Source organism: Actinomadura sp. RB99 (assembly GCF_014706005.1).
In the GTDB taxonomy this organism is placed as follows: Bacteria; Actinomycetota; Actinomycetes; order Streptosporangiales; family Streptosporangiaceae; genus Spirillospora.
In genome coordinates this window covers 223,277-247,502 of record NZ_JABMCA010000001.1, presented here as the reverse complement: position 1 = coordinate 247,502, position 24,226 = coordinate 223,277, and the positions used below count along the sequence as shown (strand labels likewise).

Below are 24,226 nucleotides of genomic sequence, written 5' to 3'. Positions count from 1 at the left end.
GCGAAGGCGTCGGTCCCGGTGCAGATGCACCCGGGACCGACAGGTCCAGGGCGCCTGGGGCACAGCGCCTCCCCACCGCGAGCCGATCCGGATACGTGATCGGCTCACCCTTCCAGGGAACGGTGATTTACACTGGCCATCCGAAGTCACGTCGGGACGGTCTTCACCATGCGCACCAGGGCCAATCTGGCGAGCGGCAAGCTGCGCCTGATCGCGTACGTCGTCGATACCGTCATACTCGCAGTGCTGTTGTGGGTGTCGTTTGAGGTATTCGCCGTTCCGCGGTGGGACGGTTCCTGCGACCTTGAGGGTTTTGCGGTCGCAGCGTTCGTTCTCAACGCTGTGTACCACTGCCTGATCCCGGCAGTGTCGGGCCGGACACCCGGTAAGTGGCTGGCGGGCATCAAAATAATCCGGACGGACTTCAGTGACATCGGCCTGGGGCGGGCAACCTGGCGGTATGTCTTCATGCTGCTTCTTGGAGGCGTCACCCTCGGAATCGGTTCGTTGATCGACGCGGCTTGGCTGCTCTGGGACCCTGACGCGCAGACTCTGCACGACAAAGCGGCCGACACCTGGGTCGTCGAAGCCCGGGACCCAAGGATGGACGTCCACACCTCGGCTAATCCCTACAGTTCGGCCAATCCCGAACTGTAGTGAGACGACTGGCTGATAGTGCACGTCACGGAAACCAAGAACCGTTCGGATTCCTGAAGTCCTGCCGTTACACGCCTCTGCGAGAGCGTGGCCAGAGTGAACGTCGCCTGACCTTCATGATTCAGCCCGAGGGCGCATATACCAGTCCGTGCTGAAATCGGCCCGGAGAACGAACTCGTCCTGCGCGAGGTAGTCGGCGTCGTCCACGAACACGCCGCCGAGAACGAATTCACGATCCGCTTCCAGCGAGTCATTGGACCGCGGTGCTTCCGGCACGTCGATGCGCAGCCGCATTCCGCTCGGAAGCCCATCGAGCGCCTGGCGAAGTTCGCCCACCGTCCACTCCCGTACCTCGTGACGGTATCGCTCCAGCTCCTGATCGCCATCCACGCAGGCAGAATACGCTCCGAACCGGGGCGGCGACTCTTCGCTCCTGGCTGGGTGTCGACAGTGACCATGAGGTGAGGTTCGGGGAGGCAAGGGTGATGACGTCATTCGGGGTGGGGCCGTCGAGGGCCTCGGCGCTGATCTTCAACGGGCGTGGCGAGTACCTGCTGCACCTGCGTGACGACATCCCCGGCATCGTGGAGCCCGGCGCGTGGTCGCTGCTCGGGGGCGGGCGTGAACCTGGCGACCGTTCGCTGGCCGAGACGATCCGGCGGGAACTACGGGAAGAGGCTGGGCTCGAGCTTCCCGTCCTGGAGCCATTCGCTGTGGACGAAGTGGTGGAACGTGGTTCCGGCCGGACGTCCTGCCGCGGCTCAGGATCGCCCCGTCGATCGTGGGCTTGGTCCGCAAGCATGGGCGGATGATCCAAGCCCGCCCATGACCGTGCCCAGTGGTGAGTTTGGGGCTGAAGATCTGGTTGACCTGCGGAAACGGGGTATACCGCCCGCGATCCTCAATGCGGAGGGAGGAACCGTGGCGGACACCAATCGCGGCGTCGTGTACCAGGGACCGGGCGAGGTCACGGTCGAGGAGCTGGACTTCCCCAAGCTCGAGCTGGCCGAGCAGAACGGCCGCAAGCTCCAGCACGGCGTCATCCTGAAGGTACTCGCGACCAACATCTGCGGGTCCGACCAGCACATGGTGCGCGGCCGGACGACCGCGCCCGCCGGGCTCACGCTCGGCCACGAGATCACCGGCGAGGTGATCGAAACGGGCAGGGACGTCGAGTTCATCAAGGAGGGCGACCTCGTCAGCGTCCCGTTCAACATCGCCTGCGGGCGCTGCCGGAACTGCAAGGAGCGCCACACCGGCGTGTGCGAGAACGTCAACCGGGAACGTCCGGGCGCCGCCTACGGCTACGTCGACATGGGCGGCTGGCACGGCGGGCAGGCGCGGTACGCGGTCGTCCCGTACGCCGACTTCAACCTGCTGAAGTTCCCGGCCGACCGCGACACCGTGATGGCCAAGCTGCCCGACCTGGCGATGCTGTCGGACATCCTGCCCACCGGCTATCACGGCGCCTACACGGCGGGCGTGACCACCGGGTCGACGGTGTACGTGGCGGGCGCGGGGCCGGTCGGGCTGGCGTGCGCCACCGCCTGCTTGCTGCTCGGCGCCGCCGTCGTGATCGTCGGGGACATGAACGAGGAGCGGCTGGCGCAGGCCCGCGGGTTCGGCTGCGAGACGATCGACCTGTCCCAGCACGCCGACGTGGGCGAGCAGATCGAGCAGATCCTCGGCGTGCCGGAGGTGGACGCGGCCGTCGACTGTGTCGGGTTCGAGGCGCGCGGCCACGGTCCGAAGGGCGGAGAGCAGCCCGCGACCGTCCTCAACACGCTGATGGACATCACCCGGGCGGCCGGCAAGCTCGGCATCCCCGGTCTCTACGTGACCGGCGACCCGGGAGCGTCGGACGAGAACGCCCGGGTCGGGCAGCTCGGCCTGAAGATCGGGCTCGGCTGGGCCAAGTCCGAGTCCTTCACCACCGGACAGTGCCCGGTGATGTCCTACAACCGGCAGCTGATGATGGCGATCCTGCACGACCGGGTGCAGGTCGCCCGCAACGTCAACGCGACGGTCATCCCGCTCGACCAGGCGCCCCAGGGCTACGCCGAGTTCGACCGGGGCGCGGCGCGCAAGTACGTCCTCGACCCGCACGGGCTGGTCGGCGCCGCGGCGTGAACTCCGGCGCGGGCCGCCGACACGGGCGCGCCCGCGCCGCCGTTCCGGCGCCCGCCCTCTCCTGTCGGGTTCCGCGTGGACGGCCGGAGGTCCCATGGCATTTTCGGATGCGGCGGTCACGATCAGCGTGGTCCTGCCGGTGTACAACGTGCGGGATTACCTTCCTCAGTGCCTGGAATCGCTCTTCCAGCAGGCCGCCTCCGGGGTGGAGGTGGTGGCGGTCGACGACGCGTCGCCCGACGACTGCGGGCGGATGCTCGACGAGTATGCGCGCCGCGACCCGCGCCTGCGGGTGGTGCATCTGGACCGCAACCATGGCCTGGGCGAGGCCCGCAACATCGGCCTCCGCCGCGCTCATGGGGACTATGTCTGGTTCGTGGACAGCGACGACTGGGTGACCAGCGGCGCGCTGGCCGCCATCCGCCGGCGTCTGGAGCGTGCCCGGCCGGACGTCCTGGTGTTCGATCACGCGCGGGAGATCGCGCCCGGCCGGCTGGCTCCCAACCCGTGGGGCGGGCTGCTCCGCGAGCCGCCGCCGGAGGAGTCCTTCACCTTGGACGAGCGACCGTCCGTGCTCGGGCTGATGATGACGGCGTGGAACAAGGTGATCCGGCGGGAGTACCTGCTGGACCTCGGCCTGGAATTCGGGGATGGGTTCTATGAGGACGTCGCGGTCACCTATCCGATCCTGATGGCCGCCGAACGCATCTCCCTCCTGGACCGCGTCTGCTACGTCTACCGCGTGCGGCGCACGGGCGCGATCACCTCGACGTCCAGCGACCGGCACTTCGAGGTCTTCGACGGGTACGGGAAGATCTTCGCCTTCATGGACGGACGGCCGGGCTCGGCGGGCGACCACCGGGCCGCGATGTTCGACCGGATGATCTGGCACTACACCACGATCGCCGAGGACCCGTCCCGGGTGCCGGCGGCTTCGCGGCGGCGCTTCTTCCGGCGGGTGTCGCGGGAGTTCCGGGCGCACCGTCCGAGCCCATACCGATATCCGCCGGGGGCGCGCGGGATCAAGTTCCGGCTGGTCGAACGCGACCTGTACTGGCTGTTCCGCGGGCTCGGGCCGCTCAATCGGACGCGGCTCGTGCTGCGTGGCGCGGTACGCCGGGCGGGCGGCATGGCGCGCACCGGCGCCAGGCGCGCCAAGGCCGCGGCGCCTCTCGCCTACTACCAGCTGCAGAAACGGCTGCCGATGGACGCCGGTCTCGCGGTCTACGCGGCGTACTGGTACCGCGGCTACGCCTGCAACCCCAAGGCGATCTACGAGAGAGCCCGGGAGCTGGCGCCCGACGTCCACGGTGTGTGGGTGGTCGGCCCGGAGGCCGCCGGGTCGTTGCCGGAGGGTGTCGACCACGTCGTCGAGGGCTCGCTGCGCTACTTCCGGGTCATGGGGCGCGCGAAGTACTTCGTCAACAACGTCAACTTCCCGCATGCCATGTCCAAGCGCCGCGGCTCCGTCCACATTCAGACACTGCACGGAACGCCTTTGAAGAAGATGGGGTTGGAGCAAGAGCCTTATCCGGTCGGCGCGAGCGGCATGAATTTCGCTCGGCTGCGGAAGCACAGCCGCCGGTGGGACTACGTCGTCTCCGCCAATCCGCTGTCGTCGCAGGTATGGCGGCGCGCCTATCCCGGTGACTACGAAATCCTGGAGACGGGGTATCCGCGCAACGATCGCCTCTTCCAGGCGAGCGGCCAGGACATCGACCGCATCCGCCGGGAACTCGGCATCGCGGCGGGCCGGACCGCCGTCCTCTACGCGCCCACCTACCGGGACCACCTCGACGAACTCGTGTATCCGCTCGACCCCGCCGTTCTGGCGGCGGCGCTCGGCCCGCGGTACGTGCTGCTCGTCCGCGCCCACTACCTCACCGAATCGACACCGCTTCCGGCGCCCTCCGCGGATTCGGCGTCGATTCTGGACGTGTCCGGCCATTCCGCCGTCGAGGATCTCTGCCTGGCGGCCGACATCCTGATCACCGACTACTCGTCCATCATGTTCGACTACGCCCACCTCGACCGGCCCATCGTCATCTACGCACCGGACTGGGAGACCTACCGCCGCACGAGGGGCGTCACCTTCGACCTGCTCGCCGAACCTCCCGGCCCGGTGGCCCGCACCGAGGACGAACTCATCGCGTGCTTCAAGGGCGACGAACCCGGCAGCGCATCGTCGGCCGCCAAGCGCGCTGCGTTCCGCCGCCGGTTCTGCACCTTCGATGACGGCCATGCCGCCGAACGCATCGTCCGCCGCGTCTACGGCAACAGCGGATCCGATGAGCGCGACGTCCGGAATGCCATCGTCCGGTGATCGGGTGGTCGGTGTTGGGCGACGGTAGGTTGGCCAGGTGGATCGAGAGGTGTTCGCCGAACGGTTCGATGCGTCGACTCGGGCGGCGTGGCGGTTCGCCCAGTCGCTGGTCTCCGAAGAGTTGCCAGAGCCGCTGGTGTTCCGGGTACGGCTCAACCAGTCCTATGACGGGCACCCTCCGAAGCCCGGCGAGTTGCGGTTTCCGGAGGACGGCAGCCGCCGTCGGGCCGCCGAGTTGAACCGATGCGACGCGGACACCGTCGTGGCCGAATTATGGCGCGACGGTCACGTGCCCGAGTGGGTGAACATCGCGGTGGTCGGCGAGACGGGTGCGGCGACGGTCGTCGAAGTCGTGTGTTGCGGGCGCTTCACGAGTGACGATTCTCGGCTCTATCACTCCGAAGAGGGGGCGCCGCCATTTCATGTCCTCGGTCCGGTTCTGCCGCCTCGGCATGACGGCACTCCGTTCAGCATCCACCGGCATTTCGAGTGCTGGGATACTTTCGACCTCGGACATCTGGCGGCGGTCGCCGACAAGGTGTGGTCGTTGTCGCTGGCGACCGGAGAGTTCGATGACGATCTGCTCTCCGCGTTGCCGGATCTGCCCCGCGTTGAGATCTTCGAGCATCACTCGTGCGCGATCGGTGCCGAGGCCTTGTCGGCCTTCCTGCGATTCCCAAGGCTGCGGGTCTTGCGCCTGCATCTCGGCGAAGCGAGTCCCTTCCATGCCGGCGCCGGTCGAGGACGGCTCGGCGCCCTCACCGATCTGACGGTTTCCGGCCTTCCGCCGCGGTCGTGGGGCCAGGATGTGCTGGCCGACGTCGCCCCCGACCTTGCGAGCGTGCACCTCAGCGCGAAGGACGCTCTTTGGCTGGACGGCGCCTTCCCTTCGTCCTTGAACAGGATGAGCCTCAGTGCGGCGAACGTCGCCGGATCGGCGAGGCTGCCGGCGAAGCTCGACAGCCTGTCCATCCGCCTCACCGCCGCCGCCGATGAAGACCTGATGACGCTGCTCGACGGCGTCACGCAGGTCAGGTCGCTGAGCCTTCGCGGGACACCCGTCAGCGATGCGATCGTTCCGGTGATCGAGCGGTACGACCTCGATCGGCTCGATCTCGTCGATACCGAGGTGACGCCCGCGACGCTGTCCGGATTCCGCGCCGACCATCCCGGGATCAGCGTGCTTCCGCGCATCGGCCCGTCGCGATGAGTTTCGGTCGTGCTTCGGGTCTTCATTGGACCGCTACGACCGAGAGGGAGCTTCATGGGCAAGGTCATCTACTGGATGAACACCTCGATCGACGGCTACATCGAGGACGCCGACGGCGGCATGGACTTCATGGAGCCGGACGAGGACTTCCAGGAGGCGGCGAGTGACCACGTGCGCCGGATCTCGGCGTTCCTGTTCGGGCGGCGGCTGTACGAGGCGATGGAGGCGCCCTGGACGCAGGAGCTCGGGAAGGACGGCGCCCCGGCCGTCGAACGGGAGTTCGCCCGGCTCTACAAGGAGACGCCGCGGTACGTCTTCTCCGACACCCTCCAGACCGTCCCCGAAGGGGTCACGCTCGTCCGGCGCGAGGACGCCGTGTCCGTGGTGACGCGCCTCAAGGACGAGATCGACGGGATCCTCCAGCTCGGCGGTCCCGAGCTGGCCGTCTCCCTGCTGGACCTCATCGACGAGTTCTGGGTGTACGCGGCCCCCGTGATCATCGGGGGTGGCAAGCCGTACCTGCCCGTAGGGGAGAACGTGCCGCTGCGCCTGGTCGAGCAACGTTCGTTCGCGTCGGGAATCACGTTCCGGCGCTACGTACGGCCCCCTGCCGGGCGCTAGGTCCGGAGTCGCCCGCGGTTCGGGCCGAAGGTCCCGTTACCGAGGGCGGGTCGGCGACGAGACTGGAAGCGTCAGGACGCGATCCGGGAACGCCGCCGGGAGGTTCTCGATGAGGCAGACGCTCAGGTTGGGCACCGTCATGGGCATCCCGGTCGGCGTGAACTGGTCGGTCGCCGCGGCCCTGGTCCTCGTCGCCGACGTGCTGGCCCGGTCGATCCTGCCCGCGTCCTCTCCGGGCGTGTCCGGCGGGATCCGGTGGGCCGCGGCGGTGGTCACCGCCGTGCTCTTCCTGGCGTCCCTGGCGGCTCACGAGTTCGCCCATGCGGTGGTCGCGCGCCGGTTCGGGGTGAAGGTCGTCTCGATCACGCTCTGGATGCTCGGCGGCGTCGCTCAGTTCGAGGGGGAGCCGCCGACGGCCCGCGCCGATCTGCGGATCGCGGCCGTGGGGCCGGCGATGAGCGGTGCGCTGGCCCTGGCGTTCGGCGGTGCCTGGGCGCTGGCGGGCGTGGCGGGGGCCCCGGCCACGGCGGTCGCCTGCCTGGGGTGGCTCGCCGCGACGAACGTCCTCCTCGCCGTCTTCAACCTGCTCCCCGCCGCTCCCCTGGACGGCGGCAGGATCCTGCGCGGGTTCCTGTGGCGGTCCCGCGGCGACCGGGTGAGCGCGGCGCACACCGCCGACCGGGCCGGGACGGTGCTGGGCTTCGTCATGATCGGCGGCGGTCTGCTGGCCCTGCTGGCGGGCGCGTGGCTCGACGGGCTCTGGCTGGCGCTGGTCGGCTGGTTCATCGTCGCCGCCGCGAAGGTCGAGGATCGGTGGACCGATCTGCGGGAGGCGGCGGCGGGGCGGCAGGTCGCCGACGTCATGACGCCTCATCCCGCTCACGGGTGGACCTGGCAGCCCGCCGGGGCCTTCGCCGAGACCGTCGTCCAGGCATCCCGCCAGCCGGTCTTCCCTGTCGTGGACGCCGCCGGAGACCCGGTCGGCGCGGTCACGACGGCCCGCCTGGTCCGGCTGCGGTCCGAGGAGGCCGGAACGGCCCTCGCGCGGTACATGACGCGGCTCGACCCCGACCGCGTCGTCGGCCCGGAGGAGCCCGCCTCGGCCGTCCTGAAGGCGACTCCGATGCCCGGCGGCCTCCTCGCCGTGGTGGCGGCCGACCACCGGCTGCTGGGCATCGTCACGACCGAGGACCTCCAGCGGCTCGTCCAGCGGGCGAGGCTCGGCGACTCCCGGGGCACCGCCGCCTGACCGGCCGGATGATGGATGACGGCACTCACTTTGGGTAGTCGCCCTAGTGCTATGAGGAAGCATCGAGAGGAGTGGACCCGGCGGCCCGGCATGGCCGCCGACCTGCGACGTCACGCTGCCCGGGGACGCCGGGCCGGCAGTGTCCCGCCCTGAGCCGGATGAAGTCCGCCAACTCCGGCTCACCGCAGCAGCAGCCGTCGCCGCAGAAGCCCACGGCGCGCCTGTGGCTGCTGCTGGCCGTCACGATCCTTCTGGTGCTGTTCCTGTTCGCCCCGGCCCTCGTGACCTCACGGCAGCGGCAGACCGAGAACCTGTCCTATACCGACTTCTCGGCCCGCGTCGACGCCGGCCAGGTGCGCACCGTCAGCGTCGACAACAAGGGCGCCGTCGAAGGGAAGCTGACCGACGGACGAGCGTTCACCTCCCGCATCCCGACCGCGCTGAACACCTCGGACCTGGCGCAGCGGATGCAGGCCCGGCACGTGAAGATCACCGCGACCCGGACGGGGAGCAGCCCGTGGGGCGGCCTGCTGCTCTGGCTGCTGCCGCTCGTCCTGATCGGCGGCTTCCTGCTGTGGGCGAGCCGGAGGATGGGGGGCCGCGCGGGCGGCCTGGGCGCCTTCAGCCGCTCCAAGGCCAGGGTCATCGAGGCCGAGCGCCCCACCACCAAGTTCACCGACGTCGCCGGCTACGAGGGCGTCAAGCAGGAGATCAGCGAGTCGGTCGACTTCCTGCGGGCGCCGGACCGGTACGCGGTGGCGGGCGCGCGGCCGCCGCGCGGCGTGATCATGATCGGGCCGCCGGGCACCGGCAAGACGCTGCTCGCGCGGGCCGTCGCGGGGGAGGCCGAGGTCTCGTTCCTGTCGGTGACCGGGGCGTCGTTCGTCGAGATGTTCGTCGGCGTGGGCGCCTCCCGGGTCCGCGACCTGTTCACCGAGGCCCGCAAGCGCGCTCCGTCGATCGTGTTCATCGACGAGATCGACGCCATCGGCGGCAAGCGCGGCAGCGTGCTGCCCGGCGGCGGGCACGAGGAGCGCGAGCAGACCCTCAACCAGCTCCTCGCCGAGATGGACGGCTTCGACCAGGAGAGCGGGATCGTGGTGCTCGCCGCCACCAACCGCCCCGACACCCTCGATCCCGCCCTGCTGCGTCCCGGCCGGTTCGACCGGCAGGTCGTCGTCCCGCTGCCGACCCAGTCCGAGCGCGCCGAGATCCTCGCCGTCCACGCCCACGGCAAGCGCCTCGACACCGATGCCGACCTGGACCGCATGGCCCGCGCCACGCCCGGCTTCTCCGGCGCCGACCTGGCCAACCTCCTCAACGAGGCCGCCATCAACGCGGCGCGGGACGGCCGCGTCACGATCACCGCGCAGGACCTCGACACCGCCCGCGACCGCATCATGCTCGGCCGCCGCGACGCCGCCAACGCCCTGCTGCCCGACGAGCGCCGCTCGGTCGCCGTCCACGAGTCCGGGCACGCGCTCCTGGCGGCGCTCTGCGAGCACGCCGACCCGCTCACCAAGGTGACCATCCTGCCCGCCGGCATGTCCCTCGGCTCCACCGAGCAGCTGCCGGAGGTCGAGCGGCACCTTTACAGCCACTCCTACCTCACCGACCTGCTCACCATCCGGCTCGCGGGCCGCGCCGCCGAGCTGCTGGTCTTCGGCCAGGCGTCCACGGGCTCCGCCGCCGACCTGGCCGACGCCACCCAGGTCGCCACCCGCATGGTCCGCGAGTTCGGCCTGTCCGCCGCCCTCGGACCGGTCGGCTACGCCACCGACGGCCACGAGGCGCTCAGCACCATCACCGCCGCGCCCTCCCCCTACTCCCCGACCACGCAACGGCTCATCGACAAGGAGGTGTCGCGGCTCCTCCGCGACGCGGAGACCCGCGCGGTAGAGCAACTGCGCACGCACCGCGTTGCGCTCGACCGGCTCGTCGCTCTCCTCATGACGGAGGAATCCGTGGACGGGAGCGCCGTCATCGCCATCCTCCGCGACGAAGGGACCCAGGACCGCCCCTAATGGGGTTCGGCTGGAGAGGTATAGGCCGGGAGGGGGAGGCGGTGGCCGAGGAGGAAGGCCCGTAGCAGGGCCGTGTACGCGGCGGGCTGGTTGCCGGCTATGGCGTGGCCTGCGCCCTTGACGAAGACGAGCGTCGAGTTGGGGAGGGTCTGGCGGTAGTCGCGGGTCGCCGCCCATTTCACGTAGTCGCACTCGCCGCGCATGATCAGTGCCGGGACGTGGAGTCGCCGCAGGGCCGGACGGGGGTCCGGGACGTCGCGGAAGTCCCGGCTGGTGATCTGGTTGACGTAGAAGCCCTGGCGGTTCCCGTGGGGCGTTCTCGGGGGCGCGCCGGGGCAGGACGAGGCGTCCTTCGCCGCGAGGCCCAGCTCGTGGAAGCGCGCGTCCGCCTCGCGGTCGCCGAGCAGGGCGTGGGCGGCGTTGGGGTTGACGTCCAGGAGGAGGGCGGCGGCGAGGAGCCGGGGCGACGACGTCAGCTCGTCATAGCGCTTCTTCTGCGACGGCGTGAGCCGTGTCCAGGGGTCGCCGTCGCCGTCCGGCAGGGCGGGCGGCCACAGGGCGCCGGGGGAGGTGAAGGCCACCTTGGCGACGTGATCGGGATGGGCGGCGAGGTACTGCGCGGCGAGGGAGCCGCCCCAAGACTGCCCGACGAGGATCATCTTGTCCGCGCCGATGGCGCTGCGGATCGCGTCCAGGTCGGCGACGTGGCGCGCCACCGTGTAGCCGGTGACGTCGGACAGGCGCGTGGAGCGTCCAGCGCCGAGCTGGTCGTAGGCGTACACGTCGAAGCCGTCCGCGGCGAGCGCGGCGCCGCCGACCGGTACGCCCTCGCCGGGGGTGCCGGGACCGCCGTGGAGGAACACGACGGGCGCCGGCTTGCGCTTGCCGGTGGCCGGCGCGTGGACGTAGGCGATCCGGGAGCCGGTCGGCAGGTTCCAGAACCGGACGCCCGCGGGAGGCGCGACGGGCGCGGGGACGGGACCGGGCCGGAAGACGGTCATCGAGGCGACCGCGGCGACGGCGGCGGCGAGACCGGCGCCGAGCAGCAGCGCGGCTCCCCGCTTGCGCCGCACCCCGAGCAGCCCGAACGCGGGGAGGCCGAGCAGGACGCCGACGCCGGCCACGACCAGCAGCCCGATGACCGCGAGGACCGGGATGGCGGCGGTGACGGCCGCGAGGCCGACGAAACCGGCGATCCCGGCGAGCGGGGCAGCCACCGCGGCGGTGGGGAGCAGGAGGGCGCCGGACAGCCGGCGCAGGGCGGTACGTGGCATGCGGATCACGCTAGAAGCGAGGAAAGCCCTGCTCGTGGGACCTTCGGCCCATTTCCAGGAGGCCGGATCCCCGCGCTACGGCGGGGCCCGGACCCCGCCGTCCGGCGGATGGCGACCGGGGCGCGGGCGTCAGCGGATGCCGGGGCGGACGAGGCCGCTCTCGTACGCGAAGATCGTCGCCTGGACGCGGTCGCGGACGCCGAGCTTGCCGAGCACCGCCGCGACGTGGTCCTTCACCGTCGCCGGGCTGATGCCGAGCGCGGCGGCCACCTCCACGTTGGTCAGGCCGCGCGCCACCCGGCGGAGCACCTCCGTCTCGCGGGGGGTGAGCGCCGCGAGGCGTTCGGCCTCCTCCGGACCGGGGCCGCCGGCGAAGCGGCCGATCAGCCGTCCGGTGACGGCCGGATCGAGCAGCGCGTCGCCCCGTGCGGCGAGCCGCACCGCGTCGATCACCCGCTCCGGGTCGGCGTCCTTCAGCAGGAAGCCGGCCGCGCCCGCGCGCAGGGCGGCGAACACGTACTCGTCGAGATCGAACGTCGTCAGCACGACGACGCGGGTCGCGGGGACGTCGGCGGTGATCCGGGTGGTCGCCGCCAGGCCGCCGGCGCCGGGCATGCGGACGTCCATGAGCGCGACGTCGGGGCGGAGCGAGGCGGCGAGGGCCACGGCGGTCTCGCCGTCGCTCGCCTGGCCGACCACGGTCATGTCGGGTTCGGCGCCGATCATGGCGGCGATCCCCGCGCGCACCACGGCCTGGTCGTCGGCGATCATCACGCGGATCATGCGGCCACCGTGCCGGGTGCTGTTCCGACCGCCGTACCGGCCGCCATACCGACCACCGTGCCGGCCGCGGCCGTGAGGCCCGCACCGGTCGTTCCGATCAAGAGCGGGACACCTCCGGCAGCCATCCCCGTGCCTCACCGTCGTCGGTGAGCGCCAGCGTACCGCCGCAGGCGTCCGTCAGCGCGCGCAGGCGCCGCGCCGCCGCGGTGCCGCCGGGCGCCCGCCCGGACACCGCGACGCCCCGGCCGGAGAACGCGACCGTGATCGCGTCTCCGCCGGACAGCAGCTCCCGCGCGACCTGGTACGCGGCGACCTCAAGGGCCGGCGGGAGCGGCCTGCGGTCGCCGGTGAACCGGACGGCGGCGCCGCGCCGGGCCGCCAGGACGGCGATGCCGTCGACGGTCGGCGGCGGGTCGCCTCCGTCGTCCCGCGTCCGCAGGTCGGCGAGCAGTTCGCGGAGCGCGGCCAGCCCCGCCTTGGCCTCGGCGAGAACGGCGTCGAGGCGTCCGGCGTCGGCTTCGTCGGCCACGTTCTGCGCGTGCCGCCGCGCGGTCCGGCGCAGCCCGTCGGCGATCCGCAGGCGCTCGGACGCGGCGGCCGCGGAGACCTCCCGGGCGAGCCGGTCGCGGTCTCTCGCGGCGGCCGCGTCCCGCCGGCTCCGGCGCGCGGCGGTGTGCGTTCCGAGCGCCCAGGCCGCGAAGCACGGGATCGCGAGCGCCGTGGTGAGGACGGCCCCGGCGGCGACGCGGTTCCCGGTGATGCCGTCGCCACTGGCGAGGGCCGCCCCGCCCATGGCCGCGACGGCGAGGGGCGCGGGCCACGTCCGGCCGCCCGGAGGGAAGGCGGCGACCGCGTACACCAGCGCCAGCTCGACCCACCAGTACCAGAGGAACACGTCGCTGAGGGGCGGGCCGGGCCAGCCGGCCAGGTCGAGGCCCAGCCACGCCAGGAGCGTCGCGAGGGCGATGGTCAGCGCGCTGCGCGGCGCACGCCTCCGCCACCACAGCGGGAACGCGTGCACGGTGAACAGCAGCGCGAGCGGAGCGCCGAGAACGGGCGAGGAGAAGGGGTCCGGGTCGTCTCCCGGCGGCAGTTCGGCGCCGAGGGACAGCGCGAACGCCAGCACGACCAGCACCGCGTCCAGCGCGGCCGGCCCCCGCCAGCCGCCCGGGCCGTTCGGATCGGCGACGAGGGCAGAGACGCGCGACCTTGCCGTCCCGTGCTCCGGAACGGGTGCGGGTGTGGCCAGAGGGAATTCGGCGTGTACCGTCCAGCCGCCTCCGTCGGGGCCTGCGGAGAGCGAACCGCCGAGGGTGCGTACGGCGGAGCGCAGCCCGGCCAGGCCGTGTCCCGTGCCGAGACCGGGAGCCGCGGGCGGGCCGCCCCTGTCGGTGACCGTGACGGTGAGCTTCGCGGCGGTTCCCTCGACCCGGACGCGGCACGCGCCCGAGGCGTATCTGACGGCGTTCGTCAGCGCCTCGCGCACCACCCGGTGGGCCGCCGCGACGACGTCCGGCGGCGCGTCGGCGGCCGTGCGCAGGTAGTCGACGGCCGGGTGCTCTGAGACCAGCGCGTCGATGTCGTCGAAGGTGACGGTCCCGGCGGCCTCGATGAGGCGGTCCAGTTCGGCCACGGCCTGCCGGGCCGCGCTCGCGGCGTGACGGGTGGCCTCGGCCGCCAGGTCCCGATCGGCGAGGCGGGTCGCGGCGCCGGCCGACACCACGATTCCGGTGAGCCGGTGCGCCGCCACGTCGTGCAGTTCGGCCATGAGCCGCTCGCGTTCGGCCTCGGCGGCGAACCGCGGCAGCGCGGACGTTCCGGCGCGGTAGGCCGCGAGCGCCGACCGGTCCGCCCGCCTGCGCCGCCGCGATCTCCCGAGGACCCAGAGCATCGCCGCGCCGCCCGCCGCCAGGAGCCCCGCCCCCGCCGCTGTTCGGGGTGCCGCGCCCGCGACGGCGGTCGCCACGGCCACGGCCAGCGAGGTCGCGGCGGCCCCGGCGGCGGCGAGCCCCGCCGTGCGGTGCACGGCCAGCGAGTACAGGGCGATGACCAGGGCGAACGGCCACACCACGGCGGTTCCACCGGCGCCGGCCGCCAGGAGCGCGGCCACCAGCGCGCAGCCGAGCGCCCACACGGGTGCGATCCGGCGGACGGCGAGCGAACCGGCGGCGACGCACGTGCTGAGCACGGCGGCCGAGGTCTTCGCGGTCTCGTCGGTGAAGCCAGGAGACCCGAGGTCGAAGACCCGCGCGAGGGCCGACGACACGTCGGGCGCGGCCCATACGAGCACCTGCCCGGCGACGACGGCCGCCGCCAGGAGCAGGTCCCTGCGGGTCGCCGGCTCAGGCGCCCAGGCCATGGGCGTGTCCGAGCCGTCGCGCCGGTCCCTCCCCCAGGCGGACGATCATCGTCACCACATCGCGAGCAGGGGAAGGAGGACGGACGCGACGGCATGGTCGAGTTGGAGCGTGGCTGCCGTCAGCGAGCTGGTCACGAACCCGTTGCCCAGCAGCAGCAGAGGCCCGGTGACGGTGTTCTTGGCGGGCGGGGTGCCGAGCAGCGCTTCGACGCGCTGCACGACCCCGGAATCGGCGAACCCCGCCGCTGGACCCGCCGCCGGACGGTGGGCGAGCGCGACCCGGGCGATCGTGCGGGCGACCAGGGCGCGGTCGCCGACGGCCTCGGCGGCGTCCTCGTCCGCCCAGCGCTCGACGGCGAGCCGGAGCCGGGCCTCCAGCGGCCGCAGGAACGGCAGCAGCGTCGCGGCGACCGTCCCGGCCGCCAGGTGGCGGTGATGGCGATGGCGCAGGTGCGAGCCCTCGTGCTCGAACACCACCCGCAGTTCCTCGGACGTCAGGTCGCGCAGCAGGCCGCGGGAGACCAGCACCCCGCCGCGCCGACCCGGGACGGCGACCGCGATCGGAAGCGGCGTCTCCAGCGGGCGCCGGGCGTCGTCGCCGGCGGCGCGCAGCTCGCGCGTCCACCGGGCGCCGGCCCGGACCACGGCGAGCAGCCCGGCGAGCGTCAGCGCGGTCACCGGGATCCCGACCGCGCCCGGCACCGGACGGTCGTCGCCGAACAGCGCCCACTCCGGCAGGCGCGCGGCGGCTCCGGGCGCCAGCGACGCCCCGTAGTTGACGGCGACGAAGACCCCGGTCCCGAGGGCGGCGACGGCGGTCATCGCGCCGGTGGTGGCGAGCAGCCGCGCCGTCCACACCGGATGGACGGGTAACCGGGCGAGACCGAGGACCACGCTCAGCGTGGCCATCAGGCCGAGGGGCAGGAACGTGAGGACGTTCACCGGGGCTCGTCCAGGCCGCCGAGGATCTCGCGCAGTTTCCGCTCCTCGGCGGCGGTGAGCGTGCGGACGAACCGGCTCAGCACGCCGCCCGGGTCGCTGGCGTGCCGCAGATGGTCGCGCATGCGCCCGGCGACCAGCTCCGACTCGTCCACCGCCAGCCGGTACCGGTAGTGGCGGCCCACGCGGACACGCGTGACGAGCTCCTTCTCGTACAGCCGGAACAGCACCGTGTTGACGGTCGTGTACGCCAGGTCGGCGTCCAGGTGCGGGAGCAGCTCGGCCGTCCCGGCCTCACCGCCCCGTCCCGCGAGCGCCGCCAGGACCTCCGCCTCCAACTGCCCGAGCGCCTTACGCGACACGTCACTCACCCCTCGGTTACTACAAGCGTACTGATAACCGAGATCACGGACCGGGGACCTGCCGTTACCGGCGGTCCGACGACCTGCCGCTACGCGTGCGCGGCGATGGCGGGCAGCAGGTCGTGCAGCGTCCGGCCCTGGCCCGGTTCGCCGATGGCGTTCATCTTCCAGCCGCCGCCCTGCCGGTACAGGCGGGCCCCGAACAGCCCCTTCTTCTTGACCGCGTCCCATCCCAGGCCCATCCGGACCAGGGTCAGCGCGCCCCCGGATTTCTCCAGCGAGATCCGCTGCCCCTTGACCATCGACACCGCCACGGTCCGACGCCTCCGCTCCACGATCGCCACGCCGCGCGTCCCGGCCTCCCCGGGACGCGCTTGAAACTACACTTGTAGCAGATGTGCGGCGCCGTGGCACGGGCTCTCCGCCTCCGGCAGGGGGCGCGCCTCAGCGGACGAGCCGGAAGAACGCGCGGACGTCGTCGACCAGCAGGTCCGGCGCCTCCATGGCGGCGAAGTGGCCGCCCCGGTCGAACTCCGACCAATGGACCACGTTGTGCTCGCGTTCGGCGACGCGGCGGATCCCGGCATCGCCGGGGAAGACCGCCACGCCGGTCGGGACGTCGGACTTCCCGACGGGCTGCCCCCAGTCGGTCGCGCCCTCCTTGTAGAGGCGGGCGGACGACCCGGCGGTGCCGGTGAGCCAGTAGAGGGTGACGTCGGTGAGCATCTGGTCGCGGTCCACGGCCTGGTCGGGGAGGTCGTGGGCGGGGTCGGTCCACTCCTTGAACTTCTCCACGATCCAGGCCATCTGCCCGGCGGGCGAGTCGTGCAGGCCGAAGGCCAGCGTCTGCGGGCGGGTGGACTGGATCATGGCGTAGCCCGAGCGGTCCTGGTCGGTGTAGACGGCCAGCCGGGCCCGCTCCGCCTCGGTGAGGCCCTCCGTCTCGTCGGGCGCGAAGGTCGGGAAGCCGAGGGAGCCGTTGACGTGCACGCCGATGACGTTCTCCGGCGCGACGCGGCCGAGTTCGGGGGAGACCAACGAGCCGGTGTCGCCGCCCTGGGCGCCGTACCGGTCGTAGCCGAGGCGGCGCATCAGCTCGGCCCAGGCGCGGGCGACCCGCCGCAGGTTCCAGCCGGCCTCGCGGGTGGGGCCGGAGAACCCGAAGCCGGGGAGCGAGGGCGCCACCAGGTGGAAGGCGTCGGCCGGGTCGCCGCCGTGGGCGCGGGGGTCGGTGAGCGGGCCGATGACCGTCATGAACTCGGCGACCGACCCGGGCCAGCCGTGCGTGAGGACGAGCGGGAGCGCGTCCGGCTCGGGGGAGCGGACGTGCAGGAAGTGGATGTTCTGGCCGTCGATCTCGGTGGTGAACTGGGGGTGCTCGTTGAGCGCCGCCTCCTGCCTCCGCCAGTCGTAGCCGGTGCGCCAGTACTCGGCCAGCTCCCGGGCGTAGGCGGTCGGGACGCCGTACGACCAGCCGACGCCGGGCAGGTCGTCGGGCCAGCGGGTGCGGGCCAGGCGGTCGTGGAGGTCGTCCAGGTCGGCCTGCGGGATGTCGATGCGGAACGGGTTGATCTTCGCCATGCCCTGAACGCTAGGAACCGCTTAGGACGGATTCGGTCCTAGGTTGCCGCAGGATTGGGGACATGGCGGAGACCTCGGCGCGACTTCTCAGGCTGCTGTCGCTTCTGCAGACCCACCGCGAGTGGTCCGGCGCGGAGCTGGCGGAGCGGCTCGGCGTCACGATGCGGACCGTCCGGCGGGACGTGGAGCGGCTGCGGGCGCTGGGCTATCCCGTGCACGCCGTGCCCGGCGCGCCGGGCTACCGGCTGGGCGCCGGGTCCGACCTGCCGCCGCTGCTGCTCGACGATGACGAGGCGGTCGCGGTCGCGGTGGGGCTGCGGACGGCCGCCGGGGGCACGGTTTCCGGGATCGAGGAGACGTCCGTCCGGGCGCTCGCGAAGCTCGAACGGGTGCTGCCGTCGCGGCTCCGGCACCGCGTGCACGCGCTCCAGTCGATGACGGTGCCCATGACGGGTGCGGCGGCGCCGGTGGCCCCGGAGGTGCTGACCGCCATCGCCGCCGCCTGCCGCGACCATGAGGTGCTGCGGTTCGACTACCGGTCGCACGAGGGCCGGGAGAGCAGCCGTTCGGCCGAGCCCCATCGGCTCGTGCATTCGGGACGCCGGTGGTATCTCGTGGGCTGGGACGTCGGCAAGGAGGACTGGCGGACGTACCGGGTCGACCGGCTGCGCCTGCGGACGCCGAACGGGCCGCGCTTCGTCCCCCGGGACCCGCCCGACGAGGACCTCGCCTCCTACCTGTCCCGGGCGATCTCCAGCGCTCCGTACCGCCACCGGGCGCGCTTCACCATGCACGCCCCGGCGGAGGTCGTGACCGGGCACATGCCGCCGACGATGGGGACGGTGGAGCCCGTCGACGCGGACACCTGCACCCTGCTGTGCGGGGCGAACGACCTGGACGAGATCGTCGTGTGGGTCGCCCTGATGGACATCGGGTTCGAGGTGCACGAACCGCCGGAACTGGTCGAGCGGATCGCCGTCTTGGCCGACCGCCTCCGCGCCGCGTCCGACGCGACGGGGCGATGAGGGGTTCCCGCACGTCGCGGCGGACGGTCGGCAGAGCCGTGCGGCGTCCGGGATGCCGCACGGCCGTGCCGTTCCGGTTCAGGACATGATGCAGAACGGGTGGCCTTCGGGGTCGGTCAGGACGGTCCACCCGCCCGCGCCCGGCTGGAAGTCGGGCTTGGCCGCGCCCAGCGCCTCGAACCGCCGGACCGCCTCGTCGACGTCGTCGACCTTGAAGTCCAGGTGCGCGTGCTTGCCGTCGGCGGGCCAGCCGGGGCCCTTGTAGCCGTCGACGCGCTGGAAGGCCAGCTGGACGGGGCCGTCGCCCAGGTAGGCGGTGTCGCCGTCGCTCTGGGTGATCTCCCAGCCGGTCAGGTGCCGGTAGAACTCGGCGAGCGCCTTGGGGGCGGCGCAGTCGAGGATGATCGTGGTGAGTTCCGTGCGGGCGGTCATATCGATGGCTCCTTGGTGTCGTCGCCTTGCCCGCCCAGCATCCGTCCCGGGGCGCCGCCGGGTCTTGAAGATCCTTGCGGGCCGTTCCGTCGTACCGGCGGCGTAGCGTCCGCGGTGTGCTGTCAGCCGTGACCCTCGCCGCCCGGCCGCAGTTCGCCGTGACCTCGGTGGACTGCCGCTCCGACCACGTCCGGTGGTCCGAGCCGGAGGCGCACCGGGACCACCGGATGGTGCTCGTCCGGCGGGGCCGGTTCCGCAGGTGGGCCGACGGCGCCGCCGCCGACCTGGACCCGACGGTCGGCTACCTGGGCGCACCGGGCGCGGAGGAACGGTTCGCGCACCCGGCCGGCGGCGACGCCTGCACCTCGGTGAGCTTCACGCCGTGGCTCGCAGAGGAGCTCACGGACGGGCCGGCGGAGCGCGGAGCGACGGTCTACGTGGACGCGCGCGTCGATCTCGCCCACCGCCGCCTGCTCGCCGCCGCAGAGGGCGGCGACGTCGACTATGCCCTGGTGGAGGAGCTGCTCCGCCTCGTCGCGGCGGCCGTGGGACGGCCGGCCGAGCGGCCGGGGCCCGCCGACCGGACGCTGGTCGCGGCGGCCCGGGAGGCGATCATCGCGGGGGCGCCGGAGGCGGCGGGGCTGTGCCCGCTCGCCCGGCTCCTGGACGTCTCGCCGTACCGGCTGAGCCGGGCGTTCTCGCGGGACATGGGGGTGTCGCTGACCCGCTACCGCAACCGGGTCCGGGTCGGCCGGGCCATGGACCGGCTGGCGCAGGGCGAAGCCCGCCTCGCCGACCTGGCCGCCGATCTCGGGTTCGCCGACCAGGCGCACCTGGCCCGCACCGTCCGCGAGCACCTCGGCCGCACGCCGACCGCGCTGCGCCGGCTGCTCGCCGCCCGTCCCGCGGGCACGGGCCTCGGCGCGACCGGCGGGCCGGAATAAAACGCGCCGCTCCCCCGGTGTAATGGTGATTACCGCGATGACGGCCGGCCGGACCGCGGTCCACCGCAGGGGAGGGAACGGGAGCCGATGAGCCTTCGCCAGTACGAGTACGCCCTGGCCGTCGCCGAGGAGGGCTCGGTGACGGCGGCCGCGGAGCTGCTGCACGTCGCTCAACCATCGGTGTCCCAGCAGATCCGCGGCCTGGAGCGGGAACTCGGCGTGAAGCTGTTCGCCCGCACGCCGACCGGACTGGTGCCCACCGTCGTCGGCCGCGCGTTCCTGCGGGAGGCGGAGGTCGCGGTGACCGCCGCGCGGCGGGCGAGGGCGACGGCGCAGGCCGGTGCCGGAGAGCTGGCCGGCGAGCTGGTGGTCGCGGCGCAGATGGGCTTCGGGACGCGGCAGCTGCCGGGCGCGCTGGGCGCGCTGCGCCGCCGCTTCCCCCGGCTGGAGGTCACCGTCTTCGAGGAGCCGAGCTCCGCCGAGCTGGACCGGCTGTGCCGCCGGGGCGTGCTGGACCTCGCCCTGATGGCGGCGTGCGACCAGAGCCCCGACCACGCCCACCGCCTCGGCGGCGAGGAGTTCGTCGTGGTGCTGGGCGCCGGGCACCCCCGCCTCGCCGCCGACCGGGTCGAGCTGCGCGACCTGGAGGGGGAGCCGTGGGTGCGGTTCGACCGCGACAGCGCGCTCGACGCCGTGCTGCTGGACGTGCTGCGCCGCAACGACCTGTCCCCGGCCACGGCCGCCCGCGCGTCCCAGACGGCGACGGCCGTGCGCTGGGCCGCGCACGGGCTGGGGGTGACGCTCGTCCCCGCCTCCGCGGTCCCGCAGGGGCACGAGCACCTCGCCCGCCCGGTGTCCCCGGCCGTCACCCAGCCCGTCATCGCCGTCGTCCGGCAGGACGCGGGCCCGGCGGAGACGGCCCTGCTCGACCTCCTGCGGCAGGAGACCTGGTCGGCGTCCGCCTCCTTCTCGCCGGTGTCCTGACGGGCCGGCCTCCGGCGTCACCCCCGGGGGAACTCGCCGCCGTCCACGAAGAGGTTGCTCCCGGTCAGCCAGCTCGCCCGGCCGGACACGAGGAACAGCACCGCCTGGGCGATGTCGTCGGGCTCGCCGTCGCGCCCGAGCGGGGTGGCGGCGGTGGCGCCCGGCCCGACGTCCAGGCGCGCCCACTGCTCCCGCGTCGCCTCGCCGCCGGGAGTGGCGACCCTGCCGGGACTCACGGTGTTGACCCGGATCCCGAACGGGGCCAGCTCCAGGGCCAGCCCCCGGCTGTAGTTCTCCAGCGCCGCCTTCGCCGCCGTGTAGTGCAGGAACGGCCCCATCGGGGTGAGGACGGCGGCCGAGGAGACGTGCACGACCGCCCCCGAACGCCGTTCCCGCATCCCCGGGACCAGCAGCGCGTCCAGCCGCACCGACGCGAGGTAGTTCAGCTCCAGCGCCTCCCGCCACTCCTCGTCGGGAATGGCCGCGGCGTCCTTGAACGGCTGCGCCCCGCCCGCGTTGTGCACCAGGACGTCCACCCCGCCGAGCCTTTCCCGCGCGGCCTCGGCGACCGCCTCCGCTCCGGCCTTCGTCCGCACGTCGGCCGCCACGAAGGCGGCCCCGTCCGGCACCGTGGCCGTCGCTGACCTCGCGGTCGTGAGCACCTCGGCGCCCGCGTCCAGGAACCGGCGCACGACGGCCGCGCCGATCCCGCGAGAGCCGCCCGTGACCAGGGCCCGCTTTCCCGCGAGTTCCCGCGTTCCCGCTTCGTTCTCCATCGTGGTCATGCCAATGGTCCTCTCGATAGCGTTTTGGCTCGCTCGACGGAAGAAGAAGCGACGTGCACGGGTCCGCGAATTGTCGAAGGAATCGCGGTGAGCACCTCGCCTCGTCGAGCCGTTTCACGGTACGGCCGGAAAAGGACGAGAGGCAAAGACGAAAAGACAGCGGAGGCTATAGGAGATTCCTATGGCGGCCCGGTCGCGCCGTGAGGCGACGCCCGGCCGCCTCGCGCGGCGCCCGGTGGCCGGCGGGGTCGTCCGGGGCCGTCCGGAGCGCTCGGGTGTGCCGGGCGCTCGGCGTCGCGGGGCCTGAGGGCGCGGGTGTCTGATTTTAGCTGACTTCGAACTTGTGTTCGATATCTGCCGCATGGTTCTGGGTACGCTCTCCTTGCGGAGAGTGGTGGTGGACGGACGCAGTGTCAACAGGCGGGAGAGGGAAGGTGATCGGGATGGGGAAGCATCACCGTCGCTGGAACTGGCGGCAGGTCGCGGCCTTCGCCGCCCTCGGGCGCTTCGCGCTCGAGGCCGTGCGCATCGCCTGGGAATGGCTGAACGACGACGGCCCTGGCCCGTCCCTCTGACGGGGGCGGCCGTGATCGTCACTCCGGGCCAGCGGTTCGTCACCGCGCTGTGACGGCAAGGGGGCCGTGAGGGCAGTGTTCCCCGGCGAGGGAACGGGGACGACGGGAGCGTGGCGAGCTCCTTTCAGCGAGACAAGGTCCGGCTGGTCTTCGACGCCATGGACGGCGACGGGGACGGCGCCCTCCGGCAGGCCGACTTCGACGACCTCGCCCGTCGGTGGGCGGCCGTCCGGGCCGCGGGCGACGAGGAGCGGCTCCTCGCGGTCATGCGCGGCTGGTGGGACACCCTGGCCGCGCACTCCCGGACGGCCGGCGCGGTCACGATCGACGACGTCCTGACCGTCGTCGACCTGCTCGACGGCATGCCGGGCGCGGTCACCGCGACCGCCGACGCGATGTTCGAGGCGGTGGACGAGGACGGCGACGGCCGCGTCTCCCCGGCCGAGTACCGGCGGATGATCGAGGCGTGGAGCGGCGGCCGCGCCGACGCCGGCGACGCCTTCGCGCTGCTGGACTCGGACGGCGACGGCGCGATCTCCCGGGCGGAGTTCGCCGCCCACTGGTACGAGTTCTGGGCAGGGGACGACCCCGCCGCCCCGGGCAGCCGGATCTTCGGGCGCGTCCCCGGCTGACCAATCACCGGTCAAGGTATGGAAGGCGTGGTTTGCGCCGCCACGCGAATGGCGAACCATCGGTAGGAGCCGCGGTGCCGCGCGCCGCCAGGTGAATCGACCGATTGGTTCGAATATGTCGACGGGCCTCAATACCGGTGATTCCGCCTGGCTCATGGTGAGCACGGCGATGGTGCTGCTGATGACCCCCGGGCTCGCCTATTTCTACGGCGGCATGGTCCGTTCGAAGAACATGCTGACGATGCTGTACATGAGCTTCATCAGCATCAGCCTCGTCACGGTCCTGTGGTTCCTGTACGGGTACGGGCTGACGTTCGGCAAGGACGCGGGCGGCGCCGGGCTCATCGGCTGGGGCGACTGGCGGCTCGGCCACATCGCGCCGACGGCGCTGCAGGGCCGGATCCCGGAGCAGATCTACGCCTGCTTCCAGCTGACCTTCGCCATCATCACCGTCGCGCTCATCAGCGGCTCGATCGCGGGCCGTGCCCGGTTCGGCCCGTGGATGCTGTTCGTCGTGGTGTGGGTGACGCTCGTCTACATCCCCGTCGCCCACTGGGTGTTCGCCGGGTCCGGCTGGCTGAACAGGTGGGGCGTGATGGACTTCGCCGGAGGGCTCGTTGTCGAGCTGAACTCCGGCATCTCGGGGCTCGCGATGGCGCTCGTGCTCGGGCCGGGCGTCGCCTTCCGGCGCCGGGAGGGCCCCCGGCCGGGCAACATCCCGTTCGTGCTGCTCGGTCTCGGGCTGCTGTGGTTCGGCTGGTTCGGCTTCAACGCGGGTTCCGCGCTCGCCGACGGCGCGCTCGCGACCCGGGCGTTCGTCAGCACGATGATCGCGGGCTCCGCCGGGATGCTGACCTGGCGGCTGGTGGAATGGCTCCGGTTCCGGCGGCTCACCAGGCTCGGCTCCACCAGCGGCGCGCTCGCCGGGCTGGTCGCCATCACCCCGTCGTGCGCCTTCGTCAGCGTCGAGGGCGCGTTCCTCATCGGCGTCGTCGCGGCCGTCGTGTGCACCTACGCGGTGGAGCTGAAGCTGGTCGCCGGGTACGACGACACCCTGGACGTCACCGGGATCCACGGTGCCGGCGGGGCCGTCGGGGTGCTGTCCCTCGGCTTCCTGGCCACCGGCTGGGACCGCGGCGCGGCGGGACTGTTCTACGGGGGATCCGCCTCGGTGCTGGGCAAGCAGGCCGTCGCCGTGGCCGCCGTCGGCTGCTACGCCTTCCTCGTCACCTTCGCCATCGGCAAGGTCATCGACCGGCTGTTCCGGATGCGCACGACCGAGGCCGAGCAGGCCGCGGGGATGGACGCCGCCTTCGCCGACGGCTGAGACTGGCGGG

General features: G+C 72.6%; 24 protein-coding genes. 14 read left to right on the top strand and 10 right to left on the bottom strand.

Going from position 1 to position 24,226, the window contains the following annotated elements; genetic code table 11:
- Window positions 1–168: 168 nt before the first annotated feature.
- Window positions 169–657, top strand: coding sequence for an RDD family protein (locus amrb99_RS01265; RefSeq protein ID WP_190850983.1), 489 nt, complete (start codon window positions 169–171; stop codon window positions 655–657).
- A 114-nt stretch (window positions 658–771) separates the two neighbouring features.
- On the opposite strand, the gene amrb99_RS01260 is transcribed toward amrb99_RS01265, so the two are convergent.
- On the bottom strand, window positions 772–1,047 hold the full coding sequence (locus amrb99_RS01260) for a DUF6225 family protein (protein WP_190850981.1): 276 nt from the start codon (window positions 1,045–1,047) through the stop codon (window positions 772–774).
- Window positions 1,048–1,142: 95 nt separating this feature from the next.
- Here amrb99_RS01260 and amrb99_RS01255 point away from each other — a divergent pair, with 95 nt between their 5' ends.
- The 7 genes from amrb99_RS01255 to ftsH all read left to right on the top strand — a co-directional run bounded on the left by amrb99_RS01255 (window position 1,143) and on the right by ftsH (window position 10,214).
- On the top strand, window positions 1,143–1,469 hold the full coding sequence (locus tag amrb99_RS01255; RefSeq protein ID WP_206699750.1) for an NUDIX domain-containing protein: 327 nt from the start codon (window positions 1,143–1,145) through the stop codon (window positions 1,467–1,469).
- A 109-nt stretch (window positions 1,470–1,578) separates the two neighbouring features.
- Window positions 1,579–2,787: a formaldehyde dehydrogenase, glutathione-independent gene (gene fdhA, locus amrb99_RS01250; RefSeq protein ID WP_347256485.1), complete on the top strand. Its 1,209-nt coding sequence runs from the start codon at window positions 1,579–1,581 to the stop codon at window positions 2,785–2,787.
- A gap of 94 nt (window positions 2,788–2,881) precedes the next feature.
- Window positions 2,882–5,110: a bifunctional glycosyltransferase family 2 protein/CDP-glycerol:glycerophosphate glycerophosphotransferase gene (locus amrb99_RS01245; protein WP_190850977.1), complete on the top strand. Its 2,229-nt coding sequence runs from the start codon at window positions 2,882–2,884 to the stop codon at window positions 5,108–5,110.
- Between the two features lie 37 nt (window positions 5,111–5,147).
- On the top strand, window positions 5,148–6,320 hold the full coding sequence (locus tag amrb99_RS01240) for a hypothetical protein (protein WP_190850974.1): 1,173 nt from the start codon (window positions 5,148–5,150) through the stop codon (window positions 6,318–6,320).
- Between the two features lie 54 nt (window positions 6,321–6,374).
- Entirely contained in the window at window positions 6,375–6,941 is a 567-nt protein-coding gene (locus amrb99_RS01235; protein ID WP_190850972.1) for a dihydrofolate reductase family protein, read from the top strand.
- A 109-nt stretch (window positions 6,942–7,050) separates the two neighbouring features.
- Window positions 7,051–8,190 carry a site-2 protease family protein gene (locus amrb99_RS01230; RefSeq protein ID WP_190850970.1) on the top strand — a complete coding sequence of 380 codons (1,140 nt, stop codon included), beginning with the start codon at window positions 7,051–7,053 and terminating at the stop codon, window positions 8,188–8,190.
- 158 nt (window positions 8,191–8,348) lie between these two features.
- Window positions 8,349–10,214, top strand: coding sequence for an ATP-dependent zinc metalloprotease FtsH (gene ftsH / locus amrb99_RS01225; protein WP_190850968.1), 1,866 nt, complete (start codon window positions 8,349–8,351; stop codon window positions 10,212–10,214).
- Here the strand turns inward: ftsH and amrb99_RS01220 are convergent.
- From amrb99_RS01220 to amrb99_RS01190, 7 genes are all read right to left on the bottom strand, one after another.
- A complete protein-coding gene (locus amrb99_RS01220; protein WP_190850966.1) occupies window positions 10,211–11,488 on the bottom strand; it encodes an alpha/beta hydrolase in 1,278 nt (425 codons plus the stop codon). The two genes, ftsH and amrb99_RS01220, sit on opposite strands and share 4 nt — an antisense overlap.
- A gap of 129 nt (window positions 11,489–11,617) precedes the next feature.
- A complete protein-coding gene (locus amrb99_RS01215; protein ID WP_190850964.1) occupies window positions 11,618–12,271 on the bottom strand; it encodes a response regulator transcription factor in 654 nt (217 codons plus the stop codon).
- Window positions 12,272–12,368: 97 nt separating this feature from the next.
- Window positions 12,369–14,630: a sensor histidine kinase gene (locus amrb99_RS01210; RefSeq protein ID WP_190850961.1), complete on the bottom strand. Its 2,262-nt coding sequence runs from the start codon at window positions 14,628–14,630 to the stop codon at window positions 12,369–12,371.
- 51 nt (window positions 14,631–14,681) lie between these two features.
- Complete coding sequence (locus amrb99_RS01205; protein ID WP_190850959.1) at window positions 14,682–15,572, bottom strand: M48 family metalloprotease; 891 nt, start codon at window positions 15,570–15,572, stop codon at window positions 14,682–14,684.
- Window positions 15,569–15,931, bottom strand: a complete 363-nt coding sequence (locus tag amrb99_RS01200; RefSeq protein WP_190850957.1) for a BlaI/MecI/CopY family transcriptional regulator — start codon at window positions 15,929–15,931, stop codon at window positions 15,569–15,571. The genes amrb99_RS01205 and amrb99_RS01200 overlap by 4 nt, the downstream gene beginning before the upstream one ends.
- 89 nt (window positions 15,932–16,020) lie before the next feature.
- The gene (locus tag amrb99_RS01195) at window positions 16,021–16,275 is read right to left on the bottom strand and encodes a hypothetical protein (RefSeq protein ID WP_347256484.1); all 255 of its coding nucleotides are present in this window, start codon (window positions 16,273–16,275) and stop codon (window positions 16,021–16,023) included.
- Window positions 16,276–16,375: 100 nt separating this feature from the next.
- Entirely contained in the window at window positions 16,376–17,512 is a 1,137-nt protein-coding gene (locus tag amrb99_RS01190) for an epoxide hydrolase family protein (protein WP_190850955.1), read from the bottom strand.
- Between the two features lie 62 nt (window positions 17,513–17,574).
- On the opposite strand from amrb99_RS01190, the gene amrb99_RS01185 reads away from it, so the two are divergent.
- Window positions 17,575–18,537 (top strand): transcriptional regulator, encoded by a 963-nt coding sequence (locus tag amrb99_RS01185; protein ID WP_190850953.1) that lies wholly within the window; start codon window positions 17,575–17,577, stop codon window positions 18,535–18,537.
- A 78-nt stretch (window positions 18,538–18,615) separates the two neighbouring features.
- On the opposite strand, the gene amrb99_RS01180 is transcribed toward amrb99_RS01185, so the two are convergent.
- Entirely contained in the window at window positions 18,616–18,969 is a 354-nt protein-coding gene (locus tag amrb99_RS01180) for a VOC family protein (RefSeq protein WP_190850951.1), read from the bottom strand.
- Window positions 18,970–19,085: 116 nt separating this feature from the next.
- On the opposite strand from amrb99_RS01180, the gene amrb99_RS01175 reads away from it, so the two are divergent.
- Entirely contained in the window at window positions 19,086–19,913 is an 828-nt protein-coding gene (locus amrb99_RS01175) for an AraC family transcriptional regulator (protein ID WP_190850949.1), read from the top strand.
- A gap of 87 nt (window positions 19,914–20,000) precedes the next feature.
- Window positions 20,001–20,897: a LysR family transcriptional regulator gene (locus amrb99_RS01170; RefSeq protein ID WP_190850947.1), complete on the top strand. Its 897-nt coding sequence runs from the start codon at window positions 20,001–20,003 to the stop codon at window positions 20,895–20,897.
- A gap of 17 nt (window positions 20,898–20,914) precedes the next feature.
- Here amrb99_RS01170 and amrb99_RS01165 read toward each other — a convergent pair whose 3' ends face one another.
- Window positions 20,915–21,682, bottom strand: coding sequence for an oxidoreductase (locus amrb99_RS01165; protein WP_190850945.1), 768 nt, complete (start codon window positions 21,680–21,682; stop codon window positions 20,915–20,917).
- A gap of 443 nt (window positions 21,683–22,125) precedes the next feature.
- On the opposite strand from amrb99_RS01165, the gene amrb99_RS52190 reads away from it, so the two are divergent.
- The 3 genes from amrb99_RS52190 to amrb99_RS01155 all read left to right on the top strand — a co-directional run bounded on the left by amrb99_RS52190 (window position 22,126) and on the right by amrb99_RS01155 (window position 24,216).
- The gene (locus tag amrb99_RS52190; protein ID WP_277819781.1) at window positions 22,126–22,257 is read left to right on the top strand and encodes a hypothetical protein; all 132 of its coding nucleotides are present in this window, start codon (window positions 22,126–22,128) and stop codon (window positions 22,255–22,257) included.
- 110 nt (window positions 22,258–22,367) lie between these two features.
- Window positions 22,368–22,889, top strand: a complete 522-nt coding sequence (locus amrb99_RS01160; RefSeq protein WP_347256483.1) for an EF-hand domain-containing protein — start codon at window positions 22,368–22,370, stop codon at window positions 22,887–22,889.
- Window positions 22,890–23,004: 115 nt separating this feature from the next.
- Window positions 23,005–24,216 (top strand): ammonium transporter, encoded by a 1,212-nt coding sequence (locus amrb99_RS01155; protein WP_190850943.1) that lies wholly within the window; start codon window positions 23,005–23,007, stop codon window positions 24,214–24,216.
- Window positions 24,217–24,226: the final 10 nt, after the last annotated feature.